Here is a 17,650-nt window from a genome sequence, read left to right as displayed (position 1 = left end):
TTTTATATCATTGTATTGAGTATGAAACTAACAATAGACCATAAAAGTCAGGTGCCATTACATGTACAGGCAGAAGCATTGTTACGAAAATTAATTGAAAGTCCTGAATATGCCGGCGGCAAACTGCTTCCCAATGAAGTAGACTTATCAAAAGAATTAGGCATATCACGTACTACTTTACGCCAATCGATCAATAAACTGGTATACGACGGCTTGCTGAGCCGGAAAAAAGGCGTGGGCACCAGGGTTGCCGAGTCAAAATCCCTGAGTTCCAAGTCCAAAAACTGGATGAGTTTCTCTCAGGAAATGAGCGCCAGGGGAATTCCGATTCGAAATTTTGAATTGCATGTAAGCTGGGTTTATCCGGAAAAACGGCTCGCTAGTTTTTTTCAGATTAAGGAAGATAAGAAAGTGCTGAAACTGGTTCGCTTAAGGGGCCGCCCGGAGGGGCCTTTCGTATATTTCGAATCTTACTTTCATCCAAATGTAGGCTTAACGGGCGAGGAGGATTACAAAGCGCCCCTTTATGAAATGCTCGAAAAGGAACATGCGGTTGTTGCGATGATATCCAAAGAGGAAATCAGTGCCTTACTTGCGGATGAATTCATTGCCGCCAAACTGGAGACAGATATAGGTTCCCCTATCTTATTCCGGAAACGTTTTGTTTATGATATTGACGAGAAACCAATTGAATACAACCTCGGCTTTTATAAGGCCGATAGCTTTATCTATACGGTGGAAAGCAGAAGAGACTAAACGATCGATTATGCAAGGAACATTTTCAGGATAAATATCATGCAAATAAAAATAGATCCTATCTGTTTCGAACTTAATTTAATTGTCGTTTCAACATATATTAATAAATCCGCTAAGCTCCGGCCGGACCGTCCAATAGCGGCAGACCAATAGCATTTCTTTTTACACCAAATACCCCGCATCATGTCATTGACCTGTTTGATAGTTATCTCATCTCCCCTATAAATGGTGATAGCTACTGGAGCATTTTGATGGGCGATTAAAATTTTTACCCACTTAGACTTCGTTTAGGGCTTGTGGGTTTTCTGATTAAGAATATCTAAAATCGATGATCCTTTAGTTTTGATAAAGCATCCGAAAAATCTTCCCCCCAGCTCCCTGTCCTGGCCCCGGAAGGTTAGCATTAGGTAATTCGCGATGAATATGGTGTCAACAAGTTCTTTTTTTATATTATCTATTTGAACAAAAAAAATATCCTGTAGTGACCTGGTAACATTATTGTTTTAGGAGTATGCATGCGCCACCTCCAGGTGCCAGCGTAACATGTATGATGTCCGTCGAACATACAGTCTTTTCCATCACTTTATAGCTTTCATTACCAGTATGATAACCTGAAGCACCGCCATCTTGGATAACAATTGCTTTGAAATTACCCTTTTTTAAAAAGTTAAGTGGAATGTCCAGTTCTCGGGACTGTTCGTTAGTAGCCGCTCCGATTAGCCAGGTTTTATCACTAGCCTGTCTTGCCATCACTATAAATTTCCCTATTTCACCCTGAATTGTCTTGCTATCCAGCCATGGCATTTTTTGCGAGGATATGAACTGAAGAATTTCCGGATGCTTTTGATAATTTTCTGGGATATCAGGTATTACAGTTACCCCTGAGAAGGTTATCAATGTTCTTGCAGCCTCTCCAGCCAATGTGGTATTGGTCGCATAACTAGCCCCGTGCGTCCTTCCGGATTGCAAAAGATCAGCGAGTCCATTGTTCATATCAAGAGGCCCGGCCAGCATATTCACAAATACCGAGGTAACAAATGTTTTAGGCTGTAACGCGGTACCGGCATCCAGCTGTGCCTGACAGTATTCGCGCGTTAAAGCATTGGGAAAGGTACGCAATTGACCATAAGGGTGCACTGGACCATCGTGAAAGTTGCACAATAACCGGTTTTTTGCACACAATTCGGTGATCATTCGCGTACGTTCATTTTTTTCTGCCGGACTCCCGGACATAAAACCATATTTTATGCCGGCTGCACCCCAGTCACTATACTGCTTCAATGTTAAGTCGATAGGGAATTTTCGGCCGCCAACATCGTTAAGATAGAGCCAGATACCGACACCTTTTGTTTTTCCATAACCTATGATCTCGTGTACCTCAGCAACTTTCCCTCCTTTAAGCGGGTCTGAGTCCTTGCCGAATTCAGGGCCATACCAGTCAGCATCCAAGGTTAAATAGCTAATGTTGTTTTTTGATGCAAAATCCACCATTTTTTTCCATGAAACAATTGACATCTCATATCTAAAGCCATCAACCTGCGCTCCGGCAATCCGCCAGTCCCAAACCGAAACTCCAGGCTTGACCCACGAAAAGTCCAGGTTTCTTGCTGGCGGCGGATTTAGCAGTTCCAGAATATGCGAATCAACTAATGCTCCCGGCATTGTACCGTACATGATTACCTTCCATGCATCGTTTGGTTTTGACGCTATGGTAAATAATGTTTGCCCCTTCTTGGATTGCAGAACAAGAGGCTCCCCCCAGGATAAGTTGGCTTCATGAATCGCCACATAATTATTATCATCAACCTTAACTGTCATTACCGGAAACCGCTTATCATTGCAGTCCATTAGTTTTTCCGGGCCAATGTTAGCATTTTCGCCATTGTAATACCACGCCGTATAATTGCCATTAAAGTTAAATTCGGTCAGTTCCTCAATTGCTTTATGTTTAGGAAATTCGTATCTGAATGCGATTCCATCATTGTATGCCCTGATAATGATTTTATATGCGCTTAAATCTACGATAGATTCATTGTAAACATCTGGAACGATTGCCCTTTTTCCCCATACCGGTTTCCAGGTAGAATTTTTAGAATGGTGTGATGAACTGACTAGTACGACCTTGCCCACGCCAACGAATCCAACTTTTGAATCTGAAATAATTAACTTCGATTTGGCAATAAAAGAATATCTTATTTCCCCAGTTTGATCTTGTTTCAATTCAAAATGTAACCTGTTATCTGGCGAAGTAACAATTAAAGGAAATATACTGGTGTCCGCACGACTTGCAGCTAATCTGCCTTTGGCTCGGGCATGAAATAAAGCAGCGTAAAATAGGAAGAAAAAAACAAGTATTTTGATTTTCATATAACAAATCTTTGATTTTTTGAATTAAATATAGAAGCCAGCGATTGCCGGTATTATATCGGGTATCCTCAACGCATCAACTACCGAACATAAAATTTATCCTATTTATTTCTGACTTGAATACTCAAGAATTAGTATTCTGGAACTCATATTGACTTTAAATTTAAAGTCCGTCACCTGGCATTTCTGTAAGAACAGCAGCGAATCCACCATTTCGGCTCATTTTGACCATCAGTTCAGCATTAGTATCAATTTGCGACACTACCCTCCTGTAATCCATTGCCTGCCGATCGGCGTTAATGCCATCTTCGAAATAAGTGATGCGGTATGATTTGTGTTTATCCAGAAAATCCATCTTTATTTTAAAATCCCTGGCCGTTCCATTCGTTATTCCACCTATGTACCATCTACTGCCTTTGCGCTTGGCAACGAGCGCCACTTGTCCTAATTCAGCCTTTAATGCCCTGGTTTCATCCCAGGTTACCGGCACGTTTGCAATAAAATCAGTACATTCCTGTTCTTTGTAATATAAAGAAGGATTATCGCACAACATTTGGACGCCGCTTTCAAAAAGCACAAAAAGTGCCAGCTGATAGGCACGTGTACCAACGGCGGCTGAATTTGGCCTTTTGCCTCCATATACTTCAGGCTGCATGTTAATCATTGCCCCGGGCGTAAAATCCATAGGCCCAACAACATTTCTGATGAAGGGAAGGTAGATCGTATTGTCAGGTTGACAACCTTCCATTTGTTCCAGCCCTCTAACCCCTTCATAGGATATGACATTTGGATATTTCTGTTCTAACCCCCTTGGCGTGAATGAACCGTGAAAATCTACAAGCATATTATATCTGGCTGCCTGCTTCGCTACACGCTCATAATAATTAACCATCCACTGATCGTTTCTATCCATAAAATCAATTTTTACCCCCTTTATACCCCACTGCGAGAACGTTTCAAATAATCCCATATTCTGTTCCACACTAAGCCAGGTTAACCACAGAATAATATCAACTTTTTTTTGCTTTCCATATTTTATAAGTTCATGGAGATCGACCTTTTTATTTGGGGTATAGGGGTCATCAACGCTTTCTGCCCATCCTTCATCCATGATGATATAGGGAATTCCTTTTTTTGAAGCGAAATCTATATAATATTTATAAGTTTCAAGATTAAAACCAGATTTGAAGTTTACATCTGGTCCGTATGGAGATGCTGCATTCCACCATTCCCAACTCACCTGGCCTGGCTTTATCCAATCCGTATCTGTTATGACAGACCGTGGGGCAAGTTTAACAGGCAAGGTAGTTTCAAGAAGGTCTTTGTCTTCGGAGGCGATAACAAAATAGCGCCACGGGAAAGATCGTTTTGCATCTGTTTCAGCAATATAGTCAGCAGCCTTGGTGATGCGCATAAATCTGTCGCCCTGTTTTTTTTCCTCAAGGGCTACACCTGAAAAAGCAGATACAATCCCGTTATCAATATCCCCCTTTAAAAACATGCATGGATAATCAAAAACAGCTGTTTCCGAAAACAGCACCTTAACACCATTTTTGGTATCGATAAGAGCTGGAAGGGTCGACATCTGTACCGTTTTATTCCATGTTTTCATCGCAGAATGAATATAATTTGTTTCGTAATTGGAAGTAAAATCTTTAGCAGGCTGTAGGTGAAGTTCAAAGTCTTCATTTAAGGGTAGCATTAAATGTTCATTTTTAACCTTAATTTTTCCATTTGAGTCGCCTTTCATATTTGTGATGATTCGATAGGCTACTCCATCATTATAAGCCCTGAACTCAACCGAATAGCCGACTTTCAGATTGATCGTTAGCACATTGCATTTATCTTCAATTTGAGCAAATTTAAGTGCTACTACAGGGCTTATCATTCTATCGATTTTCGATAATTTTACATTTTTAAGCAGATCCTTTCTTTTGGAAGCCCCGCCTTCAATATCTAGTCCCAGACTGCAGTTTCTTAGAATTAAAGAATTATTTTTATAAATATCATATTCAACCCTGTCCGATACCCGTATCTCTACCTTAACCAAACCATCTGGAGAGAATAGTTTATTCGCAAATGCGGATACAGTGTTCAAAATTATAATTCCAATCAAAATTACGCGCTTAATCATACCTTTATTTATTTTGCTGCCCATGAGGCGCTTTCACCATTTAATTTTTAACTTTTCTCTAGTATTTAGTTATTACTTATAATAACATGATCAATTTTATACCAACCGATAAAGGAGATAAAACCAGCTTTTCGTGAGCAATATCCAGGGGATATTTAATTCCAGGTTTTCATTATAAGTATATGTTGAATACAAATCATTAATTTTTCCAACCAAAAATCTACACCATACTGACTTACATATGTTTTCGCTACATAAGTTCATAGAAGAAATAAGCCTTAACTTCTAATATTCAACTATTTTTTCCTATATCTGGATAATCTGAAACCAATTTCATTTTACTTTTTGGCGTTGTAGAACGTACATTTCCTTAAATCTATCAACTCAAGTGGGAGCAATTGTGCCGGCATTGTAGTTAATGCAAAGTATTCTTGTGGGTTTTATCAAGCAACCCAGGCATTTCAGCCCGAGATCCTCAAAGAACACAACCTGATAGTCTCCCATCATAAGGCTCTTATTATCCTAATGCCATTCCAGAATTCGAGCGAAATGTCAATTGGGTAAACAACATGAATACCTTTTATTAAGCAAACTATATCCTTCTTTTATTAAATATGTATATACAAATGCAATTTAGATAATAAAACGATTTATACAATCATAAACAAAACAATTTCACCAAAATACTTATTGAACAAAATCTATTTAGATCAAAATTAACCAGGTTTAAACGTTAATGTTTTCAAAGGACAAAGGGACCATGAGCGAAACCTAAATCAATATCTCAGCAGTATTGATGGCTGTAGCAGTAACTGGCTTTGCGAGGTAATCTTTGGCCTTGCTTTAAGGCACTGCTAAAAGGAAAAGCTATGTGGAACTAAAAACATACGTTGTGTGATATGTCAGTAAGGCCACTTCGATAGCATATCTTCGGAGATTAAAAAAAGAATATAAGTTACCCCTCACTGGCGCGAGTCTAAGTGCATCCAGGTTTAAGCAATGGCCTGACTTGTGCCTTAATCAAACCATATCTGTACATGGTTAAGCATAGCGACTCTAAGCATTATGGTATGGTGTTGAGTTTCTAAGCGCAACTTGGTTTTGTCCTATGTATCTTTCACATTTATCTGGTAAATCATTAATGCCCATTTCTATTTGGCAAGAAATCATTTTAGCGTATGACAGTTGATTCCGAAAACAAGTAAAACACAGACCAGTTTGTCTATTTACAAATGATATCTCTTATCTTTGGTTGTTAAATACTCAGTATGCCTTCACCAAAAGAAAGAATTTTAGAAACAGCGCTCAACCTTTTTGCTAACCAAGGTTATAATTCAACTGGAATTAATCAGATTATTGCTGAAGCCAATGTAGCCAAAGCAAGTTTTTATCAGCATTTTAAATCTAAGGAAGACTTGTGTGTTGCATTCCTGGAGGCAAGGCATAAATATTGGTTTGCTGAACTTGATCATTTTATAAAAGCAGAAAAAGATGTAAAATCAAAAGTGATCTCATCGTTCAACTTTTTGATCTATATGAACGCAAAGGAACATTTTCGAGGTTGCAGCTTTCTAAATGTCCTGGCAGAGATTCCTGACGACAATATTAAAATCTTAAAAGTAATTCAGGATCACAAAACAGATCTTCGAAATTTTTTTTCATCTCTTATAAACGATGAAAGTACATCCGACCAAATTTACATGCTTTTTGAAAGTTCAATAATGGAAAGTAAAATGTTTAAATCCAACCAATTGATAGAAAGATCAAAAATGATTATTAAAAAGTTAATCTGATAAATTAGAAAAAGAATAATTTAATAATCTTTCTGTAGTCCATAGGATGAAAAGAATTCCTTTTCATCGCCAATAAACATTGCCCAAAAACCCTAAGCAAAAATTCGTCGAAGCAATTATCACAATAAAAAATATCGTATTGATTACCAACACCTTAAAGATGTAAAAAAAATAATATTCAAAAAACATACAGACAGGTTTGTCTATATATATTTTATGTGATACATTTGTGATGTTAAATAATTAGTTTATGTCAACATTAATCATAAATCACGCAACCGATCTGATTTTCAACAGCGGGAAAGGATGTTATTGACGAAAAATGATCAGCTAACTTTATTGTCCATTTTGTTGACCAAACTTCATTTTTAAATTTTAAAAAACTCAGCGTTATGAGAAATCTTACACAAACTCCACAAGCAGCTGGAAGATTGGCAGAAACGGTAGCAACCGCACAAAATGGTTCAACTAACCCCCTTACCAATGATCAGGCTAAAGCAGGATTACAAAATGCTCCCGGTAACACTTCTGCTATTGCAGTTACCGAAAAAGCCCAACAGCCTCCGCAAGTAGAAAAAAAGTATCCGCTCCCACCTTTTACATTGGAAACTGCCTTGCAAAAGGTGCAGCTTGCGGAAGACGCCTGGAATAGTCAAAACCCTGAAAAAATTTCCATGGCATATACAATGGACAGCGAATGGAGAAATAGGGATAAGTTTGTGAATGGCAGAGCTGACATCATCAAATTTCTTGCTGATAAATGGAAAAAGGAGCTGAACTATAAACTCAAAAAAGAGTACTGGGCGCATACCGATAACCGCATTGCTGTTCGGTTCGAATACGAGTACATGGATCAGGATGGAAAATGGTTTAGAGCGTATGGCAATGAAAATTGGGAATTTGATGAAAACGGGTTAATGAAAAAGCGCTATGCCAGCATTAATGATTTACCCATTAAGGAAGAGGAGCGAAAGTTTAACTAGTGAAACTCGAATTTCAAAATAAAAGAAATTGTAGCCAACATTTTCTAATTGATCTGAACATATCTAATGGACTTGAGAATTTAAAATTTCTCAGGTCCATTTGCTATAGAAAAATTGATACAATGTTTTTACCCACATAAATTAAAATCATAATTATAAAATCATTCGACTAATTTTATATATCAAACAGAATCTAATGAAGAAATTGATGAGAAGAACATTCAGGGTATCAAAGTATATTATCTACAAAGAAACCCTAATTGATTATAAAGAACATTTCTGGTCGTTTCTTGGTGCCTTTGTTGGAATCTGGCTAATTGCATTTCTTCAGTCGCATTATTTGTTAAAGGAAGAGAACATATTCCTGATAGGCTCTTTCGGAGCCTCAAGTGTATTAATTTATGGAGCAATCCAAAGTCCGCTTGCGCAACCAAGAAATTTAATTGGCGGGCATGTGCTGTCAGCCCTGGTAGGGGTAACTATCAACCAGCTTATTCCTGATATTATCTGGTTAGCTGCACCGTTGGCAGTATCTCTTTCCATTATAGTAATGCAATGCACCAAAACCCTGCATCCTCCCGGTGGTGCAACTGCTTTGATAGCGGTAAGCTCTCCCGGTAAAATTGCCGGTTTAGGTTATTGGTACGTGCTTTCTCCTGTATTATCAGGATGTATCATCTTGCTATTGATAGCTTTGCTCTTTAATAATATGACTAAGAACAGAACTTACCCCACACGCACCAGATTTAGACGATTATTGAGAAAAAAAGCGAAAAAACAAACTAGCTAACAATATATTTCGAAGAAATTAATAACAGGAAGGTCCGGTCAGACTTTGCTTCTTCATAGTTTTCTTTCAGTAATTTGTTGATATGGGGATTATGGAGCCTGACTGCAGCCATCTGTAAAATCTGAAAAGAAGCCATTTCTACACTTTCTATGTTCTGGAGGTAGAATATAATCGAAAGGTCCTGAAGTTCTGCTTCTCCTTTCTGTTCGTTAATGGCTTCGAAGGCATCATCAATTAATCCGGAGAGGCCATGAATACTGCCTTTTGATGGATCACTGTCTAACAGGGTATAAATCAGCTGCAAGCGGGCAAGCTGCTTCTCCACATTTCCAACAGTATCGGAAATGGCGTTGCGAAGATCTTTAAAACGGGCCTCTTCGGCCAGCAGGGGTAATTTATGGGTTAAGTGTATTTTAGCGGTATAAATACGGTCGAGATGCTTGATGAAAAAAAGCTTTAACCTTTCAGAACCAAGGTTGATCCTTTCCCAGGCATTTGGTGGATTGGTTTGTTCGGACATAGTATTTTAAAATTGCCCTAAGTTAGCAGTTTCTTTACTTTATCCATCAGATAATCGATATTAAAAGGTTTTGCAATAAAATCATCTGCACCGCAGCGCCGCGCCAGTGCATTTAAATCCGATTCTCCCGATACCAACAAAACCGGTGTATGGAGGAGGTGTTTATTGGCTTTAATTTCTGTACAGATATCAACCCCGCTTTTTTTATATCCGATAATGTTCACATCCAATAACACCAGATCAGGTGCTGTAGCAATAATGTCTGCTAACGGAATACCAGAATGATAAGTAACGGTCTGAATTTGCTCCTGGTTAAGAATTGTTTCGAAAAGCCATAAAAGTTCTTCATCATCATCAATAACCAATACTTTTTTATACATATACCCAGATTAAAATATTGTAATTTACAGCAGCGCTGTAACATCAATTCCATAAATTTTATAGAACATTTTTTTAAACCGGCTGGTTGAGGAAAAACCTGCCATTCTACCTAAAGCAGCCGGGCTGTGTTCTTTTCCTTTCGAGATCATCTCCCACACCATGTGCATTTGTACCATGGTAATTAGTTTTTTCGGTGTCATTGAAACAATCCTATCGATATAGCGGTAAACCTGACGTTCGCTCATGGCCATTTCCGCGCTTAAAAACCTTAAATTCAGGTTAGCCGTACCTGCATGTTTGCGGACAAGCGTTTCAAATTTTTCCATCCACTTCTGGTCGGCAACCGCTAAGGTCTCATTGAGTCCCAACCACCTGAAATCAGGCACTTCAGGGTGGATTTCCGGATTGATAAAGGCAATTTCCTGCGAAAACCTGGCCCTTTGCTCCTCTCCCAAACGGTTTAGGATGGAGACAATATGACTTTGTTCTTCTTCCTTTTTTTTGCTGGTGATATCTTTGGCAATGGAGAAAAAAACCTGGTCGCGCTCAATAAAAACAGAGGACCACGAAAGCCATACAATTTTACCATCCTTGGTCAGCAGGCGGTTATCATACTCGGCAAAATGCTCGCTATTGACCTGTGCAGTTCTCACATGAGAAGCAACTTCCCGATCATCGGGATGGATAAAATCATCTATAGGTGAATTAAACAGCTCTTCATCCGAGTAACCCAATAAATTTTGAACGGCAGGATTAATTTTCTTCAGCAATCCGTCTCCACCCACAATGCACAGCAGGTTTGGGTATTGTTCAAAATAATATTCGAGGTCAGCCTGGTTATTAACGTATTTATCTTTCATTTTACATGTTTCTGCATGATAAACAGGCATGTCCCCCGTTCATACCCTATGCATTTGCAACACATAGTTATAGCTATTGTTTCATAATTCCATGAGATATAAAATTTTGTCAGTTTTTGATTTAATATGGCAGTTTTATCACCAGATTTTAACCCAAATCATGGCAACATTAACGGTTAACCGTGGTAATTATGCTACATTTCTACTTAGATTTGTCGCAATGTGGGTAATTCATACCCCATTCAGACTGAAAAACGATCAGCCAAAATTCTTCGGGTAATTTTTCAATTATTATTTGCGATTTGAAATTTTATTTCTAAATTGCTGATGCAAACTGTTAAATAATATATTTTTTCACTAAACATCAGAGATCCAAAACAACAATTAATTTTTAACAATATTCCTGGTCGAGTGGTAGCCCCACATTTCCTATATCTCTGAAAAGAGTTATTTGGCAGTTTGCAGCGGCCAGGATACTTTTTAATTTTTAGGTTATGCAAACTGCCAAAAGTAAAAAACAAAACCCACAGCTCCCTGTTCAGGTTGCAGCTGTAACCAGCCACATGAATGTATTACCTGCCATTTGCGCGGTAAAGGCCACCTTACATCATATTGATGGCACTGTTTCAGAAATCATGATGACTTTGCCACGCTACAGCGGTTGGGCAGAATTTTTAGAAGACGGGCAAAATGCCGTTCGGGAATATGTATATCAGCTCACCCGGCATTGGATCCAGATCAGCCATTTCTTTATCGAAACCGGAACCATTACACCTAACGGCACGTTAGCCTCTTGTTTTTTGCCACGCAGGTTCGATATTCCACTGGGTAAATATTATAAACCTATGGTATGCGGTGAATGGGTTTGGGCCGATCAACATCCGCAGCACCCCAAGTATAACCAAAAAGGATCAAGCAAAAGTTTATCGGCATTGATGGCGATTGCAGGCATTAGAAATGATGTGGTTTATCATCAAACAGAGCCTAATATTATTCTTTGCGGTGTTCCTTTCGAAAGCAAATCAGCCTACTTTGAAAAAGGTGATGTTCCTATCGGGCATTTTGAAAAGAATGGAATAGAGTATTGGGTTATTTACAGTTTTGTTGTTGGGAAAGGGAGTTTTGAGTGAGGAGGAGGAAACTAAATTTAAGCCCTTGCAGGATGGTAAGGGCTTGAAATGTTCAATAAATTTGATATTATAAAGCTTATAATCAAAGGTTTCAATCATGAGCACCGATCCAAATAAAATGCAACCGGTAACTTTTATTATCGAAAAGGAACGTAGTTAGTCCGTAATAACATAACCAAGCTACAGCATCAACAATAATTACTATAAGCTATTTGGCTCATATAGCAAAAAGCCCTAAATCAAAAAACCACTTGGTTTAGTGGCTTAGGTATTATGTTTTTTAGAATTCTTAACATCTTCTGAAATTAATATTTTAGAAGTGGCTTTTTTGAATAGTAATTTGTTCTTATCTACATATACTTCGAAACAATCATTATTTTTAATTGCAGTCAGAACTGAATTATAAATCGTCTTCTTAAAGTCTTTTGTAATATTTTCTGCTCTATTAGGTCCCGTTTTTGGATGCAAGAACATCAAATATAGTTCATCATTTTTAATAATCAGAAGATAATAAAATCGATAACCAGAACGGCCTTCCAAACGCATTTTTATGAATGGAATGTCATTGGTACCATTCAGTCTTCTTCCCGTTCCGAAAAATTCAGCAGAAGTTTTGCCAAAAAAGAAGTCGATAATTTGTTTTTCAAGATCTTTGTAAGAATTGCTTTTTAAAAGTTTTTCGAATTCAGTTTTAAATTCTATTAAACAAAATACCTTCATGCAACTTTACAAGTTTCTAAGTTCGTTAGTTATTCTTATAAATTCTTCATCATGGGAATGATTAAAAACAAGTTCCTCTAAGTCGATGGCTATCTCTTCTAAGTCATCTATAGAATCTTTAAATAAAGTCAATTCTTTAACTTGCACTTTTGGATCAAGGGTCGAAATGCAAAGTGCATGGTGTTTATTTAATGTATCAACCCAATCTTTTGTACCAATAATAACGTCATTGACTTTCTTCTTGGTTTCTTCGTCAAAAACATTTATGTCGTACCAAGTCATTTCTTCTAGATTAGCCGAAAGTTCTTTTATTTGCTTAATTTTATCTCTCAAGCTTTTTTTGAAATCTAAAATCTTATCTAAAAGACTATCAATTATTTGCTCACTAGTAAGTCCTATTTTTTCATTATAAGAAACTTCCCTAACTCTACCAGCGGTTTCGTTTATGTTTTTTTTCTCTAAAGAACAGTTCATATTAAGATTAAATTGGGGTTGTTTTCGGTAACTTAGTTACCAAATTTATACCATTTTTACCACATTTTACTACTAATGAAAGATATGGTAGTAGTATAGGGGCTATTATTTTTGATGATTGTAATGTTGGTGATATTGATATTGATGATCTTATTGCCAATGATTTAAATGAGTAAGGTGTTACTTTTTATGCGATTAGAGACACGATCACGATTGCCATGGCATTCATTATTAGAATTCGTGTGAAATTACCTCTAATTGAAATTCTATGTTTATTAACATTTATTTATGTAATATAAAAGTTACAATAAAAGAACTTAAAAAATCTTTTTATGATAAGTTTTTTCTAACATCTCATCCAAGGTCGAATATTAATTAGGACGAAAAACATAAATATTCATCTTTAATAAGTTATTTAATTTTTAAAATAGCAGTAAAGTTTACCAAGCTTTTTAGGTAACCCTATCTATTCATAGAGTTAAGCACAGCGACTCTACGGATTATGGTATAGTGTTGAGTTTGTAAACGCAGCAAAGGCAAAAACCACTTAGTAATATATTGATTGGGTTTCTTTTCTATAATAAAGCAATTTATTATTCAGATAGCAGATAAATATATAACAGTCTGAAAAAGTATGACCTTCAAAGTTGGACGAAATAAAACTTTCTAATTCTCTGTTTACTTTAATTTCATACATTTATTTAATGATAAATAAGATGGCAATATTATTAATTTTACTGGGCGCAATATTGTTGATAATAGGAATGAGCTTTGCCTTAAAGTCTATTAAACCAGTTTACTTCAATGTAATTTCTGGAGCTATTATTATCATAGGGACTATCTTCGGATTGTTTGGTAAGCAATTGCAAGACTTAAACTCTTCTGAAAAGTCTGATAAAATTCTTTTTACGAGTACAAATACAGAAGAAAATGTTAAAGAGTTGAAAAATACTCTCGAAAAGCAAGCACAAACTATAGATGAACTTAGAAGGGAAAATACAGATTTATATAGCAAATTGTCGTCCGCAACTAAAGAAAATGCGAAACAAATTTTAGGTGATGGGCAACCAAGTTTGTCGGCAAATTTCCATCCAGATAAGTTGATTTCTTTAATCATTTCAAATCAAAATGACTACCCAATTTATGATATACGACTTACTTTTCCAGATCCTGATCAGACTAAGATTGTCGCAAAAATGGCAGAAACAGAAAAGATGCCTTCTTGGGATGACATGAGAAAACAATGGATTACTGTTTCACCTTTCAATTTGGCGCCAAAAAGCAGTATATCATTTTACAATTTTTACATGCCAGAGTCCTTAAAAACCGTTGGATGTTTTGTAAATATAGTAACAAGGCATGGCACATTTTCGGGTCGTATCACAGTAATTAGACAGGGTGAAACATTTCAATATGATGTTGAGGTGCGAAAAGCGAAACCATTCTAAATATATTCATGCAAATTACAACATAAACGACTAAGTGTAATTTTTGTATCCAAATCTGTACTCTAAAATTAAAACCTTTGATGGCCCAAGTCTTAGTGTTAGCGTAACTGTTGCGGCAGATTTGTGCTTTCCAAAAACTTAATAATTAATTATTTTTAATAATCTTTTGTGATAGAGCACAAATCAATAGAAAATAAAAAACCGGAGTCAAGATTAAAAAACCTGAACTCCGGCTGTACCCAAGAGGAGATCTGATAGCTCCTAAAATCCGCATGTCTGTCGTAATCTAAATATTACTAATTTCTAAAGATGAATATCACCTGATTTTATTTCCCGATAATTATATTTTTAGCCTCAATTTCATTTTTGATTTGAATTTTCGAACCCTATCTGTCCGTAGAGTTAAGCATAGCGACTCTGCGGATAATAGTATAGTGTTGATTTTCTAAAATTAACATGGTTTCTCCTATATACATAGTCTCTTTACGCTCAAACTAAGGCTCAAGCCTACGTACAGATGGGTAGGCTTTTAATTATCCGTTTCCTCGCTACCTCTTGTCAATTGTAATAATGCGAAAATTCATAGAAATACTTTCGCAATTTTTCGCTTAAACAACCAGCAACCATTTCTCTATCAATATTTTTCTCTGTGTAGATAATTTCAAGAATTCCGACTTTTAGTATGTTCAAAACTTCCAAATTATTACTTTCTCAAAGTTGATTAATAAAAGCAAAGGCTTTGCTTACAGCTACACCTGCAGGTTCAATTTCATTTGCCAGAAATGAAGCATACTCATTCATCAATAAATATACTCCACCAGAAAAATTGTAATTGGAGTTATTTAACTCAAATACCGTTTTAAACTCAGGAACCGCATTAAATAACAAATCGTTAAGCGTTTTATAAATAAAGTCATCAATTGTAAGTAATTCTTTCATTTTATAAATAAATTTCGTCAAATCCCGTATGTAACAGCGATTTATATATTGGCATAAATCAATGGACATCTTCTAAAATCAGCGGACCGCCGATCTGATAAATAAAACCATTGAAGCCGAGCGATTCTATGAACACCAAATTTCGTAACTACCAGAAGTTCAGTTACCAACCGTGCCACAGATTTGATATTTATTCAAAATTTGAGTATCCTTAACGATTAATTAACGATGCCTCATGTCAATTAAAACCATAGTACCCGTAAAACTGCACAAGAGTGCTAAAAGAAAAGAGTTTGAGGGTAAAGTAACAGCAATAGAACTGGATAAACCAGAGTTTTTCAAGTTCGCGGTATACGTCCGGGAAGTCAAAAAGCATATCAAGGAGTCCGACTTTGACTACCTGCAGAGTTTTGTTCCATCTATGGAATTCTATTATGATGATCTTATCGAACTGACTGCGGATAAGATCATCAATCTGTCGACAGACGACAGGAACCAGCAATTTGTATCCGAACTTGCCGGTGTCGCTGTAGGACTAAAGTACAGTACGATGTTACTAAATATCGAACTCAATAAATTTGCTAAGACAGGCGTTCCGGTAGAGGGTAAGTACATGGATTACAATGTCGTGTCCGCTGGAAAGCTCTACGAACTGGAAGCAAAGGGAACAACCCAACCTTATTTTACCAAGATGGTTAACGATATCATTGCCAAGAAGAAAAAATCTGAGGCATTCCTGAAATTCGGAACCATTGCTGCTATCGAAGGCCACCGACATTCCAGAACGGTAGAATGCGTTGTTGTCGATGATCCTCCGGTAGAAGGCCAATTGGTAGATGCCGATTATTTTCGGAACCAACTGAACTACTATGCAGTTTTCCTGGGTTTTATACTGGACTCAAAATATTACAACCGGTATGTTTCAAGAATGGTGCGTAAAGCTTCTCCCAGAAGGAGCATCGCTGAAGGTAAGTTTTTTGCCAGATATGAGTTTAACGGCCGCATCTACCTGGGAGAGTGTTTCGACTATAGGCTAATCAGGCGCAACGTAGAATTATTTTTGGAAAACCGGCAACTGGACAAGGAAAGGTTTGAAATGCTCACACAGTCAGTAGGAAGAACAAAATTTTTTATCGGTCTGGACGAAGCGGTCATTAGCGCGATCAATACCAACAACCGGGAATTTATGGAAAATTACCGCTCAGAAAGGATCCTGAACGATGGTGATGGTCTTTATAAGTTCCTGGATACCGATGGGATACTGATTGTGAAATCTAAAGATGGATGGGATAAGCAACTGGAACAAATTTTCACGGAAGAGGAGGTCAAAAAAAGACTTGGCCTTTACGAGCAGTATGTTCGCGGAGTAGCACACTAATGCGGCATGCCCTGTCATAGCCGCGGGATTGAAGGCAAATCCTGTGCGATCCGTACATTCAGGGAAGCCTGCCACTGGCACAGGTAGACAAAACTATAATCCAAAAATCTAATCCCCTTTTAAAACACTTTATTCTACTACAAATAAAATATGCCAAAAACAAGAGTGTGCGCTTATTGCGACAAAGAAGGCTCGATGACCAGAGAACATATCTGGCCTAAATGCATCATCGAAAGAATGCCGGACCTGACCGCCAGATATACAAGAAGCATCAACAAATATATTGGCGGAGAACTGGTGATCGCCGATGTCTGCGCCGACTGCAACAATTTTAAACTTTCAGACCTTGATGCCCATTTCTGCCTGCTGTTCGATAAATATTTTCAACAATTCCACGAAAGCGCAAGTGATTTTGAGTTTGAATATGACTACGACCTGCTGATGAGGTGCCTGCTCAAGATCACCTACAATTCCTCACGGACAATCATCAAAGAAGATAATCCTTTTGCTAAGTACCGCAAGGTCATACTAGACGGCGGTGTTCAACGGGAAGATATCGTGATCAAACTCGATCTTGTTATCCCTTCCAACGAGCAAGGCGTTAAGCTCAACCCTCATTCTGTCCGATGCGGCGCAATAGATATGGGTAGAACGCTCGAGCATTGTATCGTTCGGTGCGTTGCGGTCAACTCATTTTATTTCTACATCGTTCTCTCCAAAGAGGAAGCTTTTCCTTCAACAGGTATGGAAGAACTGGCATTCGTCATGAACAATTTTCCAGGGGTGATCGTCCATCCTTATCGCCAGAAGATTGTTGTCGATAGTATTTCCGGAAAGAATACAAGGGACATGCATGAGGATTTTATCTATTCAACGCAAGAAAGCTATGAAGCTTTCCGCAAAAAAGGAAAATAGATTTTACCAAATTCTTTATGCTACAGCGATTTAAATCAATGAGGTTTATCGTAGCTAAAAAT

The 17,650-nt window shown here is 37.4% G+C and carries 16 protein-coding genes; 8 read left to right on the top strand and 8 right to left on the bottom strand.

The window, feature by feature from the left end; translation table 11 throughout:
• Positions 1 to 21 precede the first annotated feature (21 nt).
• Positions 22 to 756 carry a GntR family transcriptional regulator gene (locus ACFE6N_RS04645; RefSeq protein ID WP_090497403.1) on the top strand — a complete coding sequence of 245 codons (735 nt, stop codon included), beginning with the start codon at positions 22 to 24 and terminating at the stop codon, positions 754 to 756.
• 495 nt (positions 757 to 1,251) lie between these two features.
• Here the strand turns inward: ACFE6N_RS04645 and ACFE6N_RS04640 are convergent, their stop codons facing one another.
• A complete protein-coding gene (locus tag ACFE6N_RS04640) occupies positions 1,252 to 3,123 on the bottom strand; it encodes a glycoside hydrolase family 97 catalytic domain-containing protein (protein WP_378934284.1) in 1,872 nt (623 codons plus the stop codon).
• Positions 3,124 to 3,286: 163 nt separating this feature from the next.
• Positions 3,287 to 5,221, bottom strand: coding sequence for a glycoside hydrolase family 97 protein (locus tag ACFE6N_RS04635; protein ID WP_378934282.1), 1,935 nt, complete (start codon positions 5,219 to 5,221; stop codon positions 3,287 to 3,289).
• A gap of 1,304 nt (positions 5,222 to 6,525) precedes the next feature.
• Here ACFE6N_RS04635 and ACFE6N_RS04630 point away from each other — a divergent pair.
• The 3 genes from ACFE6N_RS04630 to ACFE6N_RS04620 all read left to right on the top strand — a co-directional run bounded on the left by ACFE6N_RS04630 (position 6,526) and on the right by ACFE6N_RS04620 (position 8,823).
• Positions 6,526 to 7,050, top strand: a complete 525-nt coding sequence (locus tag ACFE6N_RS04630; protein WP_378934280.1) for a TetR/AcrR family transcriptional regulator — start codon at positions 6,526 to 6,528, stop codon at positions 7,048 to 7,050.
• 392 nt (positions 7,051 to 7,442) lie between these two features.
• Positions 7,443 to 8,033 carry a DUF1348 family protein gene (locus tag ACFE6N_RS04625; RefSeq protein ID WP_378934278.1) on the top strand — a complete coding sequence of 197 codons (591 nt, stop codon included), beginning with the start codon at positions 7,443 to 7,445 and terminating at the stop codon, positions 8,031 to 8,033.
• 196 nt (positions 8,034 to 8,229) lie between these two features.
• Positions 8,230 to 8,823, top strand: coding sequence for an HPP family protein (locus ACFE6N_RS04620; RefSeq protein WP_134203298.1), 594 nt, complete (start codon positions 8,230 to 8,232; stop codon positions 8,821 to 8,823).
• On the opposite strand, the gene ACFE6N_RS04615 is transcribed toward ACFE6N_RS04620, so the two are convergent.
• The 3 genes from ACFE6N_RS04615 to ACFE6N_RS04605 are packed head-to-tail and all read right to left on the bottom strand — an operon-like array spanning position 8,816 to position 10,584.
• Complete coding sequence (locus ACFE6N_RS04615) at positions 8,816 to 9,343, bottom strand: DUF892 family protein (RefSeq protein WP_378934276.1); 528 nt, start codon at positions 9,341 to 9,343, stop codon at positions 8,816 to 8,818. The two genes, ACFE6N_RS04620 and ACFE6N_RS04615, sit on opposite strands and share 8 nt — an antisense overlap.
• Positions 9,344 to 9,360: 17 nt before the next feature.
• A complete protein-coding gene (locus ACFE6N_RS04610) occupies positions 9,361 to 9,723 on the bottom strand; it encodes a PleD family two-component system response regulator (RefSeq protein ID WP_145860844.1) in 363 nt (120 codons plus the stop codon).
• A 24-nt stretch (positions 9,724 to 9,747) separates the two neighbouring features.
• Positions 9,748 to 10,584, bottom strand: a complete 837-nt coding sequence (locus ACFE6N_RS04605) for a PAS domain S-box protein (protein WP_378934275.1) — start codon at positions 10,582 to 10,584, stop codon at positions 9,748 to 9,750.
• A gap of 494 nt (positions 10,585 to 11,078) precedes the next feature.
• Between ACFE6N_RS04605 and ACFE6N_RS04600 the strand changes: the two genes are divergently transcribed.
• Positions 11,079 to 11,714 (top strand): hypothetical protein, encoded by a 636-nt coding sequence (locus ACFE6N_RS04600; protein WP_378934273.1) that lies wholly within the window; start codon positions 11,079 to 11,081, stop codon positions 11,712 to 11,714.
• Between the two features lie 264 nt (positions 11,715 to 11,978).
• On the opposite strand, the gene ACFE6N_RS04595 is transcribed toward ACFE6N_RS04600, so the two are convergent.
• Positions 11,979 to 12,434 (bottom strand): hypothetical protein, encoded by a 456-nt coding sequence (locus ACFE6N_RS04595; RefSeq protein ID WP_378934271.1) that lies wholly within the window; start codon positions 12,432 to 12,434, stop codon positions 11,979 to 11,981.
• 6 nt (positions 12,435 to 12,440) lie between these two features.
• Positions 12,441 to 12,908 (bottom strand): hypothetical protein, encoded by a 468-nt coding sequence (locus ACFE6N_RS04590; protein WP_378934269.1) that lies wholly within the window; start codon positions 12,906 to 12,908, stop codon positions 12,441 to 12,443.
• A gap of 716 nt (positions 12,909 to 13,624) precedes the next feature.
• Between ACFE6N_RS04590 and ACFE6N_RS04585 the strand changes: the two genes are divergently transcribed.
• Positions 13,625 to 14,356, top strand: coding sequence for a hypothetical protein (locus ACFE6N_RS04585; RefSeq protein WP_378934267.1), 732 nt, complete (start codon positions 13,625 to 13,627; stop codon positions 14,354 to 14,356).
• A gap of 711 nt (positions 14,357 to 15,067) precedes the next feature.
• Here the strand turns inward: ACFE6N_RS04585 and ACFE6N_RS04580 are convergent.
• Positions 15,068 to 15,295, bottom strand: coding sequence for a hypothetical protein (locus ACFE6N_RS04580; protein ID WP_378934265.1), 228 nt, complete (start codon positions 15,293 to 15,295; stop codon positions 15,068 to 15,070).
• A gap of 235 nt (positions 15,296 to 15,530) precedes the next feature.
• Here ACFE6N_RS04580 and ACFE6N_RS04575 point away from each other — a divergent pair, with 235 nt between their 5' ends.
• Positions 15,531 to 16,673: a hypothetical protein gene (locus tag ACFE6N_RS04575; RefSeq protein ID WP_378934264.1), complete on the top strand. Its 1,143-nt coding sequence runs from the start codon at positions 15,531 to 15,533 to the stop codon at positions 16,671 to 16,673.
• 150 nt (positions 16,674 to 16,823) lie between these two features.
• Positions 16,824 to 17,588 carry a hypothetical protein gene (locus ACFE6N_RS04570; RefSeq protein ID WP_378934262.1) on the top strand — a complete coding sequence of 255 codons (765 nt, stop codon included), beginning with the start codon at positions 16,824 to 16,826 and terminating at the stop codon, positions 17,586 to 17,588.
• The last annotated feature ends 62 nt before the right edge of the window (positions 17,589 to 17,650 follow it).

The organism is Pedobacter sp. BG31 (genome assembly GCF_042464845.1).
In the GTDB taxonomy this organism is placed as follows: Bacteria; Bacteroidota; Bacteroidia; order Sphingobacteriales; family Sphingobacteriaceae; genus Pedobacter; species Pedobacter suwonensis.
Note: the sequence above shows the minus strand (reverse complement) of the source record. Positions and strands in the feature narration are given on the sequence as shown.